At 64.6% G+C, this 17,752-nt stretch carries 15 protein-coding genes; 9 read left to right on the forward strand and 6 right to left on the reverse strand.

Features of this window, described 5'->3' with window-relative positions:
* Positions 1–34 precede the first annotated feature (34 nt).
* From argS to AT984_RS17075, 8 genes are all read left to right on the forward strand, one after another.
* Positions 35–1,756 (forward strand): arginine--tRNA ligase, encoded by a 1,722-nt coding sequence (argS, locus tag AT984_RS17040; protein WP_058721126.1) that lies wholly within the window; start codon positions 35–37, stop codon positions 1,754–1,756.
* Positions 1,753–2,475, forward strand: a complete 723-nt coding sequence (locus AT984_RS17045) for an SPOR domain-containing protein (RefSeq protein WP_058721127.1) — start codon at positions 1,753–1,755, stop codon at positions 2,473–2,475. The genes argS and AT984_RS17045 overlap by 4 nt, the downstream gene beginning before the upstream one ends.
* Positions 2,476–2,529: 54 nt before the next feature.
* Positions 2,530–3,195, forward strand: coding sequence for a thiol:disulfide interchange protein DsbA/DsbL (locus AT984_RS17050; RefSeq protein WP_231741450.1), 666 nt, complete (start codon positions 2,530–2,532; stop codon positions 3,193–3,195).
* Positions 3,196–3,334: 139 nt separating this feature from the next.
* Positions 3,335–4,009, forward strand: a complete 675-nt coding sequence (gene lptA, locus AT984_RS17055) for a lipopolysaccharide transport periplasmic protein LptA (RefSeq protein ID WP_197418148.1) — start codon at positions 3,335–3,337, stop codon at positions 4,007–4,009.
* Positions 4,006–4,785, forward strand: a complete 780-nt coding sequence (lptB, locus tag AT984_RS17060; RefSeq protein WP_058721129.1) for an LPS export ABC transporter ATP-binding protein — start codon at positions 4,006–4,008, stop codon at positions 4,783–4,785. Before lptA ends, lptB begins: the two co-directional genes overlap by 4 nt.
* Positions 4,785–6,299: an RNA polymerase factor sigma-54 gene (locus tag AT984_RS17065; protein WP_058721130.1), complete on the forward strand. Its 1,515-nt coding sequence runs from the start codon at positions 4,785–4,787 to the stop codon at positions 6,297–6,299. The genes lptB and AT984_RS17065 overlap by 1 nt, the downstream gene beginning before the upstream one ends.
* A gap of 65 nt (positions 6,300–6,364) precedes the next feature.
* A complete protein-coding gene (locus AT984_RS17070; RefSeq protein WP_082680122.1) occupies positions 6,365–9,181 on the forward strand; it encodes a bifunctional diguanylate cyclase/phosphodiesterase in 2,817 nt (938 codons plus the stop codon).
* 157 nt (positions 9,182–9,338) lie between these two features.
* Positions 9,339–10,649 carry a THUMP domain-containing class I SAM-dependent RNA methyltransferase gene (locus AT984_RS17075; RefSeq protein ID WP_058721132.1) on the forward strand — a complete coding sequence of 437 codons (1,311 nt, stop codon included), beginning with the start codon at positions 9,339–9,341 and terminating at the stop codon, positions 10,647–10,649.
* On the opposite strand, the gene AT984_RS17080 is transcribed toward AT984_RS17075, so the two are convergent.
* From AT984_RS17080 to AT984_RS17105, 6 genes are all read right to left on the reverse strand, one after another.
* Positions 10,641–11,411 carry a 16S rRNA (uracil(1498)-N(3))-methyltransferase gene (locus tag AT984_RS17080; protein WP_082680123.1) on the reverse strand — a complete coding sequence of 257 codons (771 nt, stop codon included), beginning with the start codon at positions 11,409–11,411 and terminating at the stop codon, positions 10,641–10,643. The two genes, AT984_RS17075 and AT984_RS17080, sit on opposite strands and share 9 nt — an antisense overlap.
* A gap of 127 nt (positions 11,412–11,538) precedes the next feature.
* Positions 11,539–12,075 carry a hypothetical protein gene (locus AT984_RS17085; RefSeq protein WP_231741451.1) on the reverse strand — a complete coding sequence of 179 codons (537 nt, stop codon included), beginning with the start codon at positions 12,073–12,075 and terminating at the stop codon, positions 11,539–11,541.
* A 222-nt stretch (positions 12,076–12,297) separates the two neighbouring features.
* Positions 12,298–13,974, reverse strand: a complete 1,677-nt coding sequence (locus tag AT984_RS17090; RefSeq protein WP_058721133.1) for a long-chain-fatty-acid--CoA ligase — start codon at positions 13,972–13,974, stop codon at positions 12,298–12,300.
* Positions 13,975–14,137: 163 nt separating this feature from the next.
* A complete protein-coding gene (locus tag AT984_RS17095; protein ID WP_058721134.1) occupies positions 14,138–15,565 on the reverse strand; it encodes an NAD(P)(+) transhydrogenase (Re/Si-specific) subunit beta in 1,428 nt (475 codons plus the stop codon).
* Positions 15,562–15,879 (reverse strand): NAD(P) transhydrogenase subunit alpha, encoded by a 318-nt coding sequence (locus AT984_RS17100; RefSeq protein ID WP_058721135.1) that lies wholly within the window; start codon positions 15,877–15,879, stop codon positions 15,562–15,564. The genes AT984_RS17095 and AT984_RS17100 overlap by 4 nt, the downstream gene beginning before the upstream one ends.
* A 9-nt stretch (positions 15,880–15,888) precedes the next feature.
* A complete protein-coding gene (locus AT984_RS17105) occupies positions 15,889–17,031 on the reverse strand; it encodes a Re/Si-specific NAD(P)(+) transhydrogenase subunit alpha (protein ID WP_058721136.1) in 1,143 nt (380 codons plus the stop codon).
* Between the two features lie 150 nt (positions 17,032–17,181).
* On the opposite strand from AT984_RS17105, the gene AT984_RS17110 reads away from it, so the two are divergent.
* A complete protein-coding gene (locus tag AT984_RS17110) occupies positions 17,182–17,682 on the forward strand; it encodes an NUDIX hydrolase (RefSeq protein ID WP_058721137.1) in 501 nt (166 codons plus the stop codon).
* The last annotated feature ends 70 nt before the right edge of the window (positions 17,683–17,752 follow it).

Genomic DNA, 17,752 nt, shown 5'->3' on the forward strand with positions numbered 1-17,752 from the left:
ATCCGCTGGCGGTGCGCCGACTTAGAATCGCGCCATGATCCAAGCCAAGCAAGAACTGCTCGCCGCCCTGGCCGAAGCGATTCAAGAACTCAGTCCCGGCGCCGACCTGGCAGCCGCCTTCGAATCCCCCAAGCAAGCCGCCCTGGGCGACTATGCCTGCACGGCCGCCATGCAATTGGCGCGCCCGCTCAAGAAGAACCCGCGCGAGTTGGCGCAGGCCTTGATTGAGGCCCTGCAGCGCCGCCCCGCCTTTGAGCGCTGGGTCGAAGCGATGGAAATTGCCGGCCCCGGCTTCATCAATATCCGCCTCAAGCCCGCCGCCAAACAAGCCGTGGTGGCCGAGGTGCTGAGCGCCGCCGCCGACTTCGGCAAGCAGCCCGCCAACGAGCAGCATGTGATGGTGGAATTCGTCTCCGCCAACCCCACCGGCCCGCTACACCTGGGCCACGCCCGCCAAGCCGCCCTGGGCGACGCCATCTGCAGCCTGTTCCAGACCCAAGGCTCGCAAGTCACCCGCGAGTTCTATTACAACGACGCCGGCGTGCAAATCGCCACCCTGGCCAACTCCACCCAATGCCGCCTGAAAGGGCTGAAGCCCGGCGATGCGGGCTGGCCGGAATCGGCCTATAACGGCGACTACATCCAGGACATCGCCGACGACTTCCTGGCCAAGAAGACCGTCAAGGCCGATGACCGCGAGTTCACCGCCTCCGGCGATGTGGACGACCTCGACAGCATCCGCCAGTTCGCCGTGGCCTATCTGCGCCACGAGCAAGACCTGGACCTGCAAGCCGTGGGCGTGCGCTTCGACAATTACTTCCTCGAGTCCAGCCTCTACTCCAGCGGCGCGGTGGAAAGCACCGTGGCCAAGCTGCTGGCCTCGGGCAAGACCTTTGAAGAAGGCGGCGCGCTGTGGCTGCGCAGCACCGACTACGGTGACGACAAGGACCGCGTGATGCGCAAGTCCGACGGCAGCTACACCTACTTCCTGCCGGATGTGGCCTATCACATCAACAAATTCCAGCGCGGCTTCACCAAGTGCATCAATGTGCAGGGCACCGACCACCACGGCACCATCGCCCGTGTGCGCGGCGGCCTGCAGGCGGCCGGCGTGGGCATCCCGCAAGGCTTCCCCGACTATGTGCTGCACAAAATGGTGCTGGTGATGAAGGGCGGCGTGGAAGTCAAGCTGTCCAAGCGCGCCGGCAGCTATGTGACCATGCGCGACCTGATCGACTGGACCAGCCGCGACGCCGTGCGCTTCTTCCTGATCAGCCGCAAGGCCGACACCGAGTTCACCTTCGACATCGACCTGGCCCTGAAGCAGAACGATGAGAACCCGGTTTTCTATGTGCAGTATGCCCATGCGCGCATCTGCTCGGTGATCCGCAACTGGGTCTCGCGAGGTGGTGATGCCGCCGTACTGGCCAGCGCCGATCTCAGCCTGCTGACGGCCCCGACCGAAGCCGCGCTGATGCTCAAGCTGGCCGACTACCCCGCCATGCTGACCCGCGCCGCCGAAGGCCTGGCCCCGCATGACCTGACCTTCTATCTGCGCGAGCTATCCAGCAGCTATCACAGCTACTATGCCGCCGAGCGCGTGCTGGATCAGACGCCCGAGCTGAGCCTGGCCCGGGTCGCCCTGCTGGCGGCCACCCGCCAGGTCATCGCCAATGCGCTGACCGTGCTGGGTGTCAGCGCCCCTGAGGTGATGGCGCGTGAAGCCGTGGTGACGACAACATCGGAGAACACATGAGCGTTGGGGCCAAGAATCAAAAAGCGGGACAAAAGGGGGGCTTCGTCCTCGGCCTGATCGTTGGCCTGCTGGTCGGCTTGGCCGTCGCGCTGGGCGTGGCGCTCTACATCACCAAGGTGCCCATCCCCTTCATCAACAAGGTGCCGCAGCGCACGGCGGAGCAAGACGCCGAAGAGGCCCTGCGCAACAAAAACTGGGACCCCAACGCCCCCTTGGCCGGCAAGGCTGGCGCCAAGGCCGCCAGCGGCGTGGTCAGCCCGGCGCCGGTGACGACGCCTGCCCCGGTGCAAAGCACGGCGCCTGCCGCCGCCACCACCGCTGTTGAGCCCGCCCCGGCTGCTGCAACCACCCACGTGCCAGCCCAAGTGCCGGCCCCCGCCCCTGCCAAAGCCGCCGAAAAGGCGGCTGAGAAGACTAGCGACAAGGCCGCCAGCGAGAAGAAGCCCGAGTCCAAGGCAGCCGCTGCAGCGCCCGCCGCCGACCCGAACGTTTACTTCGTGCAGGCCGGTGCCTTCACCAAGTCCGACGACGCCGAGGCCCAGCGCGCCAAGTTGGCCATGCAGGGACTGAGCGCCAAGATCACCGAGCGCGAACAATCCGGCCGCACGGTCTACCGTGTACGCCTGGGCCCCTTCGATGCCCGCGACGAAGCCGAAGCGCAGCAGCGCAAGGTTGAAGGCGCCGGCATGGAAGCCAATTTGGTCACCGTCAAGCGCTGATGGCGGCTTGAGTTCACCCCCTCTCACTCCCCTTTATTTCCAAGGATCTCACCGATGATGAAGCGTCGCGATTTCTCCGCCACTCTGGGCCTGAGCGTTCTGGGTGCCGGCAGTCTGCCCGGCCTGGCCTTGGCGCAAGGCGCGCCGGTGGAAGGCAAGCAATACCTGAAGCTGTCTCAGGCACTGCCCTCCACACCCGGCAAGATCGATGTGCTGGAGTTCTTCTGGTACGGCTGCCCACACTGCTTCACCTTTGATCCCACTATCGAGGCCTGGAGCAAGCAGCTGCCCGCCGACGTCAACTTCCGCCGCGTGCATGTGGGCTTCCGCGCCAACATCAAATCGCACCAGAAGTTGTTCTTCGCTCTCGAAGCGATGGGCAAGGAAGCCGAAGTGCACACCGCCGTGTTCAATGCCTTCCAGCGCGATATGCCCGAGGACGACAAGGCCGTGATGGCCCTGGCCGGCCGCCTGGGCCTGGACATGGCCAAGTTCACCGCTGCCTACAACTCCTTCGGCGTGCAAACCAAGTGCGCGCAAGCCAGCAAGCTGTCGGAGGAGTACCGCATCGACGGCGTGCCCGCCATCGGCATCGCCGGCCGCTACCTGACTTCGCCCAGCATTGCTGGCGTTCGCGGTGCCGGTGAGATCGTCAATGGCCAGCAAGCGCTGGCGGTGACGGACTATCTGATCAAGCTGGTACGCTCAAGCAAGGGCTGAGGCCCGCTTGCAACACCTGCCGTGCTGCGCGCGCGGCGGGTCGATCTCTTCAGCCTAGGTGCCGCTCCTGCAATTTGGGGTGGCGCCGGGCTGCGCTTGAAGATGCAGGGCTAGAATGGTCTGCAAGAATTGTGCCGCCATGAAAACACCCTGCATTCGCCCATCCCGCCCTAGCGCCAGAGCCGTCGCCCAAGACATCGCCAACGCTGGCCGTGTCGCCTTGGCCGTGGCGCTGATGCTCGGCGCCGCAACCATCGCCCACGCCGAAAAGGCCGACCAGTTCAAACCGCTGAACATCGCCTCCGACCAAGGTGGCCGGGTCGATATGGCGCGCCAGCGCACCGAGTTCAACGGCAATGTGGTGCTCAGCAAGGGCAGCTTGCTGCTGAAGGCCGAGCGCATTGATGTGCGTGAAACCGGTGACGGCTACTTTCAGGCCTATGCCAATGGCCAGACCGGCAAGCAGGTGTCCTTCCGCCAGGCACGAGACATCCCCGGCGAGGCCATCGAAGGCTTTGCCGATCAGGTGGAGTACGACACCCGCAGCGACACCGTGCGTTTCATCGGCAATGCGGTGGTGCATCGCACCATGGGCAGCTCGGTGGCCGACGAGGTCAGCGGCGCCGTGATCGTGTACGACAACCGCAGCGAAGTGTTCACGCTGGACGGCGGCAAGACCTCGCCCCACCCCACCGGCCGCGTCCGCGTGGTTATCATGCCGCGAGGCTCGGCAGCAAGCGCTGAGCCCGCAGCCAGTTCTGGCCTGACCCTGCAACCCAGCACCCAGCTGCCCAGCAGTAAAAAGGCGCCATGAGCAGCGCGCCCCCAATCAGCGGCAGCAGCGCGCCGCGCAGCCGCCTTGACGCCACCGGTTTGGCCAAGAGCTATGGTGTGCGCAAAGTGGTCAAGAACGTGCACCTGGGCGTGGACAGCGGCGAGGTGGTGGGTCTGCTGGGCCCCAACGGTGCCGGCAAGACGACCAGCTTCTACATGATCGTGGGCCTGGTGCGCGCCGATGCCGGCGAGATCCATATCGACGGCAAAGAAGTCCAGCACCTGCCCATCCACCAGCGTGCCCGCCTGGGCCTGAGCTATCTGCCGCAGGAAGCTTCGATCTTCCGCAAGCTCACCGTGGAAGAGAACATCCGTGCGGTGCTGGAATTGCAACTCGATGCCAATGGCCGGCCGCTGAGCAAGGCGCGCATCAATGAGTTGCTGGAAAACCTGCTGCACGACCTCAGCATCGAAAAGCTGCGCGACAGCCCCGCCCCCGCGCTTTCGGGTGGCGAGCGCCGCCGCGTCGAGATCGCGCGCGCCCTGGCCACCCAGCCCCGCTTCATCTTGCTGGACGAGCCCTTCGCCGGCGTCGACCCGATCGCGGTGCTGGAGATCCAGCGCATCATCAGCTTCCTGAAGGCGCGCGGCATCGGGGTTTTGATCACCGACCACAATGTGCGCGAAACCCTCGGCATTTGCGATCGCGCCTACATCATCAGCGAAGGCGCCGTTCTGGCCGAAGGCACGCCCGCCGAGATTGTGGACAACGCCGATGTGCGCAAGGTCTATCTCGGCGAAAACTTCCGCATGTGATGAAACAGTCGCTCCAGCTGCGCCTGAGCCAGCATCTCTCGCTGACCCCGCAATTGCAGCAATCGATCCGGCTGCTGCAACTCTCGACCCTGGAGCTGAACCAGGAAATCGAGCAAATGATGGCGCAGAACCCTCTGCTCGATACCGAGGATGACATCAGCGTGGCCGCGCCCGAGATCAGCGAGCCGCTACGCGCCAGCGCCGCCGACGACAGCAGCGCCGACACCGAGCTGGGCGGCGGCGCCGACGCCGAGAGCACGCCGGAGTTGCGGGCCGAAGACTTCGGTAGCACCGAGCGCGACGACTGGGAGAACGGCACCGAGCGCGATGACTTCGACGGCATCCGCGAGCTGCCCAGCAACCACAACAGCGGCAGCGCCAGCAATGACGGCGACGACGATCGCAGCGAGCAGGAGTTCGCCGAAATCAGCCTGCAAGAGCATTTGAATCAGCAGCTGGCCGGCATGCACCTCAGCCAGGCCGACCGCATGGCCTTGCAAGTGCTGATTGAGTCGCTGGGCGAAGACGGCTACCTGGAAGACACACTGGAAGACATCGCCCAAGCGCTCACCACTGATGCCGAGGAACAAGAAGAGCTGCTGGACCATCTGCGCATCGCCCTGAAGTGGTTGCAGAACATGGACCCCGGCGGCGTCGGCGCACGCGACCTGGCCGAGTGCCTAACGCTGCAATTGCGCGCACTACCGCGCAGCCCGGCGCAGGTGATCGCCATCCTGATTTGCAAATCACATCTGGAACTGCTGGCCAAGCGCGATAGCAAAAAGCTGATGGCGCTGACCGGTGCCGACGAGCCCCTGCTGCGCGAAGCGCAAGCGCTGATCCGCGCCCTCGACCCCAAACCGGGGCGGCGCTTCGCGCAAGGCCAGTCGCAGGCAGTGATCCCGGATGTGATCGTGCGCAAGGTCGGCCGCGAGCTGCGCGTGATGCTCAACCCCGAGGTCGCCCCCAAGCTGCGCATCAATGAGATGTATGCCAACGCCCTGCGGCAAACCCGCGGCGGCATCAGCAATAGCGCGCTGGGTGGCCAGCTGCAGGAAGCGCGCTGGTTCATTAAAAACATCCAGCAGCGCTTCGACACCATTTTGCGTGTCTCCAAAGCCATCGTGGAGCGGCAAAAAGGCTTCTTCACCCACGGTGCCCTGGCCATGAAGCCCCTGGTGCTGCGCGAGATTGCCGACGAGCTGGGCCTGCACGAGTCCACCATCTCACGCGTCACCACCGCCAAATACATGGCCACCACCTTCGGCACTTTTGAGCTGAAGTACTTCTTCGGCTCGGGCCTGAGCACCGAGGCCGGCGGCAATGCCTCCAGCACCGCCGTGCGCGCGCTGATCAAGCAATTCGTTGAGGCGGAAGCGCCGAACAAGCCGCTGTCTGACAGCGCCTTGGCCAACATGCTGGAAGAGCAAGGCATCCAGGTGGCGCGGCGCACCGTGGCGAAATACCGCGAAGCGCTGAAGATCGCCCCCGCCAATTTGCGCAAACCCTGCTGATTGATCTGCATCAAGGCTGAGGCAGGAGCGACTCGCTAAGGTGACGCTCCCTCACCTCGCCCACCATGTCCAGCCCAGCCCCCCATTCGGCGAACCGCCCCGGTTCGGCCTTCTGCATTCAACAATTTCACGCACAGTGGCTGGTGTTCGCCCTGGTCTGCGCGATCGTTGCGGTGTCTGCCGGTATTTGGCTCAGGCATGAACGCGCCCAGTTGCAGCAGCAAGAAAGCCAGCGCCTGCAAGGTCTGGTGCAAGTGCTGGACGGCATCGTGGCCCAACAGCTGCATGGCATTCAGGCAGCGCTGCAGACCATCGACGATTCCCACGGCAAATGGCGCAACAGCCAGATGCAGCAAGATGCTCGCCCGCTTTTGAGCGCCCTGGCCCAGGCCATGCCCGGTGTGCGCATGGCCGCCATCATCGATGCCCGCGGGCGCATGCGAGCCACCTCCCTGGCCGAATTGCCCAATTTCGACGCCAGCACGCGCGACTACTTTCTGATGCCAAAAACGGCGCCACAGTACGGCATGCTCTATGTCTCGCCGCCCTACAGCAATGCGCTGGGCGAGTACACCATGAGCTTGTCGCGGGCGCTGTTCGATGCGCGCGGGCAATTCGCTGGCGTGGCCATGGTGACGCTGGATCCCGACTACTTCAAGCTGGTGCTGGGTACGGCGCAAACCTCGGATGACACCTGGAGCGCCCTGGTTCACGCCGACGGCATGCTCTACAGCCTGCGCCCGCAGAACAATGACTGGATGGGCCGCCGACTGCTGGACCGGCCGGGCTCGCTACTGGCCCGCCATCTGGCCAGCGGCCAAGACGCCAGCGTGCAGCAAGGCCTGGCCTTGGTCAGCCGGGATGAGCGCCTGACGGCCTTGCAAACCGTGCGCACCCCGGGCCTACAAACCAACCGCGCCTTGATCGTTGCCGTGGGTCGCCAGATCAGCGCCCTGGAAGCGCCTTGGCAGCGCCAGTGGCAGCAAACCCTGGGGGCCGGCTTGCTGCTGGCCATGGTCAGCGGCCTGGCGCTGTGGCTGCGCCAACGTCGCTTGCGCAGCATCGCCGCGTTGCGCGAAGCCCAGCGGCGCAGCGACCACGACAAAGCGCAGCACACCCAGGCCGTTCTGGACAATATGGTGGACGGCGTCATCACCATCGACGCGCGCGGCCTGATCCTGAGCTTCAACGCCTCGGCCTGCCGCATGTTCGGCTACAGCGCCGAGGAGGTGATCGGGCGCAATGTCAGTCTGCTGATGCCCGAGCCTGAAGCCAGCCAGCACGATGGCTATTTGCGCAACTACCTGGGCGGCAATCAAGCCCGCGTGATCGGGGTTGGCCGCGACGTCACCGGCCGGCGCAAGAGCGGCAGCAACTTCCCGATGAGCCTGGCCGTGTCCAGCATCGAGCGCGATGGCGAGCCCCTGTTCATCGGCCTGACGCGCGACATCACCGAACGCAAGCGTGCCGAGGCCGCGATCGAGAAACTGGCCTTCAACGACCCGCTCACCGGCCTGCCCAACCGCCGCCTGCTGCTGGACCGCTTGAACCAAACCCTGGCCTCGGCGCAGCGCCAGGGCCGCCACGGCGCGGTGCTCTTCATCGACCTGGACAATTTCAAGTCGCTCAACGACACCTTGGGCCACGGGATGGGCGATCTGCTGCTGCAAAGCATCGCACAGCGCCTGCTGGGCACGGTGCGGGCGCAGGACTCGGTGGCGCGCTGGGGCGGCGATGAGTTTGTGGTACTGCTGCAGGACTTGGGCCAGGACTACGCCGAGGCTGCCCAGCATGCCGAAGCGGCAGCCGAAAAGATCCTGCGCGTGCTGGGCCAGCCCTACCAGCTCAAAGACCATTTGCATCACAGCACGCCCAGCATCGGCATCAAGGTCTGGGGTGCGGGCGACGGTAGCAGCAGCGAAGATCTGCTCAAACATGCCGACCACGCCATGTACCAAGCCAAGGCGGGCGGCCGCAACCAGCTGTGCTTCTTCGACCCGGTCACCCAGGCCGCCATGGCCGAGCGCGCCACGCTGGAGGCGGACCTGCGCGGCGCCCTGCAGAACGACCAGTTCGCGCTCTATCTGCAAGCCCAGGTCAATCAGCACGGCCAGTTGACCGGCGCCGAAGTGCTGCTGCGCTGGCAGCATCCGCAGCGCGGCTGGATCTCGCCCGCGCAGTTCATCCCCCTGGCTGAGCAGACCGGCCTGATCGTGCCACTGGGCGCCTGGGTGATGCAGCAGGCCTGCGCGCTGCTGGCCTTGTGGGCCGGTCAGCCGCGGCTGGAGGGCTTGAGCCTGGCCGTCAACGTCAGTGCCGTCCAGTTCCGCCACAAGGGCTTTTTGTCCACCTTGCAGCAAATCTTGGCGCGCAGCAACGCCCCCACCGAGCGCCTCAAGATCGAGCTGACCGAGAGCGCCCTGGTGGACGATGTGGAGGGCGTGATCCGCCTGATGACGGAGCTGGGCCGCCTGGGCGTAGGCCTGTCGCTGGATGATTTCGGCACCGGCTATTCCTCGCTGGCCTACCTGAAGCGCCTGCCGCTCAAGCAGCTCAAGATCGACCAATCCTTTGTGCGCGACCTGATCAGCGAGCCCAATGCCCATGCCATTGCCCATGCGATTGTGCAGTTAGGCGACAGCCTGGGCCTGCACGTCATCGCCGAAGGGGTGGAAACCGAGGCGCAGCGCGATCTGCTGGCGCAGCTGGGTTGCCATGCCTACCAGGGCTATTTGTTCGGCCGCCCCATGCCCATCGAGGCCTTCGTCGCCGGAGCCTTGCAATGGCCCAAGCCCATGGCCGGGCAGACGCAAACTGCCGAGCCCCTGCTGACTCAAGTCACAAGCGAAGACAGGCCTGCCGACGCGCCGCTGCCGGCCTAAAGGCAAGCTCAGGCCAGGCTCGCGGCGCTGGCACTGGCCTGATTTCCGCACCCTCTGGTCAAGCCTGGCCGCGAACTGGGACAATCAGGCCCAAAGCCCTTGCGCTTTTGCCCTTTGAACTTTTTGCTTGCGGCCGCAATCGCAACGCCTCTGCCCCATGTTTTCCCCCACCGATAAGCTCCATCTCTTTGTCTCCTGTGCCTCCGGCGTGGAGCGCCTGCTCGATGAAGAGGTGCGGGGCATCCTGCCCAAAACCCATATCGAGGTGCTGCGTGGCGGCATCGCGCTGAAGGGTGATCTGGAAGCCGTGATGAAGCTCAACCTCGAAAGCCGGCTGGCCCAGCGTGTGCTGATCGAGTTGATCGGCGGCGGCTACCGCCATGAGGACGATATCTACGCCCTGGCCTGCAAGATCGACTGGACACAGTGGATCACCCCGGCCGAAACCATCCGCGTGGACACCATTGCCCAGCGCAGCCCGCTGCGCAGCCTCAACTTCGCCACCCTGCGCGTCAAAGACGCCATCTGCGACGTGCTGCGCGACGCCACCGGCGAGCGCCCCAGCGTGGACACCCGCTACCCCGATCTGCCGGTGATGCTGCACCTGAGCGAAACCGATGCCACGCTCTACATCGACAGCTCCGGCGAGCCGCTGTTCAAACGCGGCTGGCGCGAAGACAAGGGCGACGCCCCGCTGAAGGAAACCCTGGCAGCCGCCATGCTGGCCGCCGCCGGCTGGAAGGGCACGCCCGAAGCCGGCGGCGCCCTGCACGACCCCTGCTGCGGCTCGGGCACCATCGCGGTGGAAGCCGCGCAAATCGCCTGCGGCATGGCCGCCGGCATGCAGCGCCGCTTCGCCTTTGAGCGCCAATTGCCTTTCGTGCCGTTGCGCGGCCGCTGGCAAGCCATCAAGCAAGCCGCCAAAGACCGCGAGCATGCGCCCGCCGTGCCGATCTACTGCAGCGATGTGGCCTTCCGCATGGTTGACTTTGCACGCCGCAATGCCGAGCGCGCCGGTGTGGCCCAGTACATCCAATTCAACGGCGGTGATGCGCTGGAGCGCCCAGCACCCGAGCTGCCCTACGGCATGCCCGGCACCATCATGATGAACCCGCCCTACGGCGAGCGTATCGAGGTGCGCGGCAAGGCTGGCAACTTCCAGATGAGCCGGGATGCGGGCGGCTCAGAAGCCCGCGATGCTGGCGACGACTTCTTCCCGCGCCTGGCGGCGCACTGGAAGCGCGCCTACACCGAGAACCCGGCCGGCTGGACCGCTTGGCTGCTGTGCCCGGACATGAAGCTGCCCAGCAAGATGCGCCTCAAAGAGTCGCGCAAGATTCCGATGTGGAACGGCCCGATCGAATGCCGGATGTTCAAGTTCGACTTGATCAAGGGTTCGGCGCGCACACCTAAGCCGGGGCGCGAAGGCGAAAGCAACGGCGACAGCGCCGCCGCCGACTCAAACTGATTGCAGCGCCAGCCAGCCCAACACGGCCAGCGGGGCCGTGTCGGCACGCAGAATGCGCGGGCCGAGTTGCACGGCCTCAAAGCCGTGATCGCGCGCGGCCTGCTCTTCGGCCGGGCTCAAGCCCCCTTCGGGGCCGGACAAAACCAGGGTTGAAGTCGCTTCCGGCTGCGCCGCCGCCAGCTCGCGCAAGGGCCGTGCCGCCGTTGGGCTGAGCAGCCAGCGGCGTTGTTGCGCCGTCACGGGCGGCAGGCTCTTGAGCCATTGTTGCAGGGTGCTGACGGCCTCAACGCGCGGCAGCACGCTGCGCCCGCTCTGCTCGCACGCCGCCACCGCCACGCCTTGCCAATGGGCTTGTTTTTTCTCGGCCCGCTCGCCGGTCAGGCGCAGCACCGAGCGCTCGCTCATCAAAGGCTGCACGGCGGCAGCGCCCAGTTCGGTGGCTTTTTCAATCACGCCGTCCATGCGGTCATTGGCCGGCATCACCACGCACAAGCGCACCGCATGAGCCAGCTCGCGATGCACCAGCTGGCGCGAATGCAGCTGCACCACCACCTCGCTTCGGCCCATGCGCAACACCTCGGCCTGCCAGTCAAAACCGCTGCCATCGAAGAGATTCAGGGCCGCGCCGGGCTGCAGGCGCAGCACTTGCACATGGCGGGCGGCGCCGGCGGGCAGCACCAGCTCGATGGGGCCGGCGGCGTCCGTGTCTGAATGCGGGTGCAGCTCGGCGAGCGGGGTGTCAACAAAAAGACGGGGCAGCATGATGAATGAAGGCAAAGAAGTTAAAGCGCAGCGGCGCGGCGGCCGGGCCATGCCAGCGGCCTGAGATGCCGCCAGTGTGCCGCAACTTGGGGCCCGCCGGACGCGCTTATTCCGGGGCTGTGCCGGCTTACGGCTTGATGATGCCCAAGGCGCGCCGCACTTGCTCGGCGGCCATCTCGCCCTGCGCCTGCTGCACGTCCTGCACGAAGCGGTCGGCCAGGGTGCGCAAGGCCGCCAAATCGGCGCAACGCTCCACCTCCAGCACCAGCTTGTAGCCCTTGATCAGGCCCAGATGCTGCTTGGCATGGCGGGTCAGAAAGTCATAGAGCTCGGCATGTGCCAGCGGCGACTGGGCGGAGGCGCCGGCCGCTTCGCTTGCGCTTGCCGTCGTGGCCTCGGTCGCCGCAGGTGCGGCGAATGGGGCAGCGGCGGCAACTGTGACGGGCGCCTCAGCAGGCGCATTCACATCGGCCACCAGGCCATGCTCAAGCAGCTGCTCCAGATCGGCCGCGCTGGCGCCTTGCACCAAGCCCAACCAAGCACTCGCCGGGCGCGAGGCGTCCAGCACCAGCAAGAGATTGCGTGCGCTGCGCGACAAGCCCAGCAGGCGCGCCTTGACCTCGGCCCGACCGGCCTCGGTGCGGTGATAGGAATGAGTCAGCAAGGCGGGCACTTTGTAGAAGGATGAACCGACGGGGCGCCGGACTTGGAACTTGCCCGCCATGCAGCGGGTTAGGCCAAGTTCAGCCAATCTCGGCATAGTGCCGCATATTGGCCGCGGCGCGGGACGCTGACCTCAGCGATACGTGGGTATCGCGAGGATTTGTCACGCTGTGGGGCGTGACAAAGCTGCGCCAGCCAAGCTCGGCCAACTGCGAACCGAACCTTACTTCTTCAGATCCCGCAATTCACGCCGCAGCACCTTGCCGACCGGGGTCTTGGGCAGGTCGAGGCGGAACTCAATGATCTTGGGCCGCTTGTAGCCGGTCAGATTGGCCTCGCAATAGGCGCGCACATCGGCCTCGGTGAGGTCGGGGTCGCGTTTGACGATCACCACCTTGACGGCCTCGCCGGCCTTGTCGTCCGGCACGCCCACCGAAGCGCACTCCATCACGCCAGGCATCTGGGTGATGAGGTCTTCGATCTCGTTCGGGTAGACATTAAAGCCGCTGACCAGAATCATGTCCTTCTTGCGGTCGACGATGCGGAAGAAGCCGCGCTCGTCCACCATGCCGATGTCACCGGTGCGGAAGAAGCCATCGGGCGTCATCACCTGAGCGGTTTCATCGGGACGCTGCCAGTAGCCGGCCATCACCTGCGGGCCGCGGATGGCAATCTCGCCGGAGGCGCCCGGCGCCACTTCACGGCCGGCATCATCCAGCAAACACATTTCGGTGCTGGGCATGGGCAGGCCGATGCTGCCGGTGTAGGCCTTGCTGTCGGTGGGGTTGCAGCTGGCCACGGGCGAGGTCTCGGACAAGCCGTAGCCTTCGCAGATCGGGCAGCCGGTCTTGTCCAGCCACAGCTTGGCGGTCGCTTGTTGCACCGCCATGCCGCCGCCCACGGCGATCACCAAATGGCTCCAATCCACGGTATTGAACTGCGGATGATTGGCCATGGCCATGAACAAGGTGTTGACCGCCGGCAGGCTGTGGAAGCGATGCTGGCTCAGCTCCTTGAACACGGCGGGCAGATCACGCGGGTTGGGGATCAAAACGTTTGCGCCGCCCACATGCATGGACAGCATCATGTTCGTCGTGAAACCGAAGATGTGATACAGCGGCAAGGCGCAGATGCTCAGCAACTGCTCGCCAGCCGGCACCTTTTTCAGGGCCGGCAGATACCAGGCCTCGGCCTGCAAGGTATTGGCCACCAGATTGCGGTGCAAGAGCACGGCGCCCTTGGACACGCCGGTGGTGCCGCCGGTGTACTGCAGCACCGCGATGTCGTTGGGGCCGACCTTGGGCTGCTGGTAGTTCAGGCTGCGGCCCTTGGCCACGGCATTGTTGAAGCTGACCGCGCCGGGCAACTCAAAGGCAGGCACCAGCTTTTTGACCTTGCGCACCACGTAGTTGACGATCAGGCCCTTGGGGAAGCCCAGCATCTCACCCATGGAGGCCAGCACCACATGCTTGGTGGGCACCGACTTGATGACTTGCTGCAAGGTGTAGGCGAAGTTCTCCAGGATCACGATGGCTTTGGCGCCAGCGTCCTTGAGTTGATGCTCCAGTTCGCGCGGGGTGTAGAGCGGGTTGACGTTCACCACCACCAGGCCGGCGCGCAACACTGCCGCCACCGCCACCGGGTACTGCATCACATTGGGCATCATCAGGGCGACGCGGTCGCCCTTTTCCAGGCCCAGGCTCTGGAAATAAGCCGCCAGCGCACGCGAGGCTTCATCCAGCTGCGCAAAAGTGATCTGCCGGCCCATCATCTTGTAGGCAGGCTGGCTGGGGTACTTCTTGAACGCCGACTCCATCAGGTCCACGAGGGACGGATAAAGCCCTGTATCGATCTCCGCCGGAACTCCCTCAGAGTAGTTCTTGAGCCAAATCTTCTCCATCTTTTCTGTCTCCTAGCTATCCCGCAATTCTGACCTATTGCTGACGACGGAATCGTCAGGGGATTCGATAGACGCACCTAATGCGAACAAAGATTGCGCATTGCGCATGAAAAACGGGCCCGAAGGCCCGTTGATGGTGCGCATTAGCGCGGCCGCTGCGGCCTCACTCCACGGCCTTGACCATGTCTTCCACCACCTTCTTGGCGTCGCCGAACACCATCATGGTCTTGTCCATATAGAACAACTCGTTGTCCAAGCCGGCATAGCCCGCGGCCATGGAACGCTTGTTAACGATGATGGTCTTGGCCTTGTAGGCCTCCAGAATGGGCATGCCGTAGATGGGGCTGCCCTTGGTGTGCGCGGCGGGGTTCACCACGTCATTGGCGCCCAGGATGATGGCGACATCGGCCTGGCCGAACTCGGCATTGATGTCTTCCATCTCGAAGACTTGGTCGTAAGGCACTTCGGCCTCGGCCAGCAGCACATTCATGTGGCCGGGCATGCGGCCCGCCACCGGGTGAATGGCGTACTTCACGGTGATGCCCTTGTCGGTGAGCTTTTGCGCCAGCTCCTTCACCGCATGCTGAGCGCGCGCCACTGCCAGGCCGTAGCCGGGGACGATGATCACGGTCTCGGCATTGCCCAGCACAAAGGCTGCGTCATCGGCGCTGCCGCTCTTGACCGGCCGCTGCACCGCGCTGCCAGCGGCAGCCGCCGTGGCATCACCGCCAAAGCCGCCGCCGATCACATTGAAGAAGGAGCGGTTCATGGCCTTGCACATGATGTAGCTCAGGATGGCACCCGAGGAGCCCACCAGCGAGCCGGCAATGATCAGCATCGAGTTATTCAGCGAGAAGCCAATGCCCGCCGCCGCCCAGCCCGAATAGCTGTTCAGCATGGACACCACCACCGGCATATCGGCGCCGCCAATCGGGATGATCAGCAGCACGCCCAGCGCAAAGCCCAGCGCCAGAATCAGGCAGAAGTCCATCCAGCTCTGCGAGGCAAAAAAGCCATAGCAGAAGAACACCGCCGCCAGGCCCAGGGCCAGATTGAGCTTGTGTTGACCAGCAAAAGACACCGGCGCACCCTGGAACAAGCGGAACTTGTACTTGCCCGAGAGCTTGCCGAAGGCGATCACCGAGCCCGAGAAGGTCACCGCGCCGATGAAGGCGCCCAGCGCCAGCTCGATGCGGTTGCCGCCCGGGATCAGCGTGCTGCCCTTGTCGGCAATGCCAAAGGCGGCCGGCTCCAGCACAGCGGTGGCGGCAATGAACACCGCCGCCAGGCCGATCATGCTGTGCATGAAGGCGACCAGCTCGGGCATCTTGGTCATCTCAACCTTTTGCGCCATATAGGCGCCGATGCCGCCGCCAACCACCAAGCCGGCCAGCACATAGGCCAGGCCAATCGAATGACCATCAGCCAGCTTGAGAATCAGCGCCGCCGTGGTCACGGTGGCAATGCCCATGCCCACCATGCCAAACAAATTGCCGCGGATGGAGGTGGTGGGGTGCGACAAGCCCTTGAGCGCCTGGATAAAGCAGACGCTGGCGAGCAGATACAGAAGGGTGACGAGATTCAAACTCATGGCTTGGCTCCCTCCGCCTTCTTATCCTTCTTCTTGAACATCTCCAGCATGCGCCGCGTGACGAGGAAGCCGCCGAACACATTCACGGCGGCCAGCGCCACGGCCAGCGTGCCCATGAATTTGCCCAGATCGGTTTCGGTCAGCGCCGCGGCCAGCATGGCGCCGACGATGACGATGGCCGAGATCGCGTTGGTGACGGCCATCAGCGGTGTGTGCAGGGCCGGTGTCACGGTCCAGACCACGTGGTAGCCCACGTAGATGGCCAGCACGAAGATGATCAGATTGGTGACGGTGGGATTGACGATATGTTCCATGGCTAACTCTTACTTTCGTTTGACTTCACCGGCCTGCGTCATCAGGCAGGCCGCCACGATGTCGTCGTCCATGGGCACGTGCAGCGCACCCTCTTTGCTGACGATCAGCTTCATGAAGTCGAGCAGATTGCGCGCATACAGGGCCGAGGCATCGGCCGCCACCAGGGCCGGCAGATTGGTCCAACCGATCAGGGTCACGCCATGCTTGACCACCTCTTTGTCCGCCTCGGTCAGCGGGCAATTGCCGCCCACCGAGCCATCAGCTGCCGTTTGACCCTTGCCGGCGGCCAGGTCCACGATCACCGAGCCGGGCTTCATGCTGCGCACCATCTCTTCGGTGACCAGCACCGGCGCGGCGCGGCCGGGAATCAAGGCGGTGGTGATGACGACATCGGCCTGCGCCACGCGCTTGGCCACTTCCACCTTCTGGCGCTCCAGCCAGCTGGCCGGCATGGGCTTGGCATAACCGCCCACGCCCACGGCAGCTTCTTGCTCCTCCGGCGTGTCGTAGCTGACGTCGATGAACTTGGCGCCCAGCGACTCCACCTGCTCCTTGACGGCCGGGCGCACGTCAGACGCCTCGATCACCGCGCCCAGGCGCTTGGCCGTGGCGATGGCCTGCAAGCCCGCCACACCCACGCCCAGAATCACCACGCGTGCGGCCTTGACGGTGCCAGCCGCCGTCATCAGCATGGGGAAGAAGCGCTGATAGCGGTCGGCCGCCATCATCACGGCCTTGTAGCCGGCGATATTGGCTTGCGAGCTCAGCACGTCCATGCTTTGCGCCCGCGAGGTGCGCGGCGCGGCTTCCAGCGCGAAGCTGGTCAGCTGCGCGGCAGCCAGGGCCTGCAAGCCGTCTTTGTCGAAAGGATTGAGCATGCCGACCAGCGTGGCACCCGGCTTCACCAGGGCCAGCTCCTCAGCATTGGGGCTGCGCACCTTGAGCAGCAAGTCGGCGCCAAACGCAGCGGCGCGGTCGACGATTTCCGCCCCCGCCGCAGCGTAGGCTTCATCGGTGACGCTGGCACTCAAGCCCGCGCCCTGTTCGATGCGCAAGACATGACCCTGAGCCTTGAGCTTCTTGACCGTTTCCGGTGTGGCAGCCACACGCGTTTCCCCGGCCGCACTCTCGCGCGGAACACCTATCAGCATGAATCATCCCTCCAGGGCCATCACTGCTTAAGCAATTCGGCCAAAAGAACTTATGACTTGACTTGCACAGCCTGGCAGACAGGCTCTGTCTCATTTCAGCTTACACAATAGAGCCCTTCTATGTCACCCCTACATGCCCAGGGATTGCAGATGTCCAACACCACAGAACGCTGGAAACCGTCCGTCACCGTAGCCGCCATCATCGAAAAAGACGGCCGCTTTTTGATGGTTGAAGAAGAAACGCCGGAGGGCTTGCAGCTCAACAATCCGGCCGGCCACCTCGATCCTGCCGAGTCTCCCGAGCAGGGCGTGGTGCGCGAAGCGCTGGAAGAAACCGGCCGCCACTTCAAGCCCGAAGCCCTGCTGGGCATCTATATGGCGCGCTTTGTGCGGCCCAAAACATTAGAGGATGTCACCTATCTTCGGCTGGCTTTTGCTGGCTCGGTCAGTGAGCCTGTGCCGGGCTGGGTGCTGGACAAAGGCATTGTGCGTACGCTGTGGATGAGCTTGGACGAGTTGCGCGCCAGCGCCGAGCGCCACCGCAGCCCGCTGGTGCTGCAATGTGTGGAAGACCACCTGGCGGGCCAACGCCTGCCGCTGAGCGCCTTTCATATCGACCCCAGCTTGCTCACGCCGCAGCGCAAAGCCTGAACCAGCGCTTGATCAAGCAGCCCAGCCAAAACCCGGGCGAACGCGGAGCCAGGGCACATGCGGGACAATT

Origin of the sequence: Paucibacter sp. KCTC 42545, assembly GCF_001477625.1 — a bacterium.
Lineage (GTDB): Bacteria > Pseudomonadota > Gammaproteobacteria > Burkholderiales > Burkholderiaceae_C > Paucibacter_A.

Bases quoted from the DNA above. Each gene is read 5' to 3' on its own strand.
- argS (WP_058721126.1), top strand. From the start codon at position 35: ATGATCCAAGCCAAGCAAGAACTGCTCGCCGCCCTGGCCGAAGCGATT.
- AT984_RS17045 (WP_058721127.1), top strand. From the start codon at position 1,753: ATGAGCGTTGGGGCCAAGAATCAAAAAGCGGGACAAAAGGGGGGCTTC.
- AT984_RS17050 (WP_231741450.1), top strand. From the start codon at position 2,530: ATGATGAAGCGTCGCGATTTCTCCGCCACTCTGGGCCTGAGCGTTCTG.
- lptA (WP_197418148.1), top strand. From the start codon at position 3,335: ATGAAAACACCCTGCATTCGCCCATCCCGCCCTAGCGCCAGAGCCGTC.
- lptB (WP_058721129.1), top strand. From the start codon at position 4,006: ATGAGCAGCGCGCCCCCAATCAGCGGCAGCAGCGCGCCGCGCAGCCGC.
- AT984_RS17065 (WP_058721130.1), top strand. From the start codon at position 4,785: ATGAAACAGTCGCTCCAGCTGCGCCTGAGCCAGCATCTCTCGCTGACC.
- AT984_RS17070 (WP_082680122.1), top strand. From the start codon at position 6,365: ATGTCCAGCCCAGCCCCCCATTCGGCGAACCGCCCCGGTTCGGCCTTC.
- AT984_RS17075 (WP_058721132.1), top strand. From the start codon at position 9,339: ATGTTTTCCCCCACCGATAAGCTCCATCTCTTTGTCTCCTGTGCCTCC.
- AT984_RS17080 (WP_082680123.1), bottom strand. From the start codon at position 11,411: ATGCTGCCCCGTCTTTTTGTTGACACCCCGCTCGCCGAGCTGCACCCG.
- AT984_RS17090 (WP_058721133.1), bottom strand. From the start codon at position 13,974: ATGGAGAAGATTTGGCTCAAGAACTACTCTGAGGGAGTTCCGGCGGAG.
- AT984_RS17095 (WP_058721134.1), bottom strand. From the start codon at position 15,565: ATGAGTTTGAATCTCGTCACCCTTCTGTATCTGCTCGCCAGCGTCTGC.
- AT984_RS17100 (WP_058721135.1), bottom strand. From the start codon at position 15,879: ATGGAACATATCGTCAATCCCACCGTCACCAATCTGATCATCTTCGTG.
- AT984_RS17105 (WP_058721136.1), bottom strand. From the start codon at position 17,031: ATGCTGATAGGTGTTCCGCGCGAGAGTGCGGCCGGGGAAACGCGTGTG.
- AT984_RS17110 (WP_058721137.1), top strand. From the start codon at position 17,182: ATGTCCAACACCACAGAACGCTGGAAACCGTCCGTCACCGTAGCCGCC.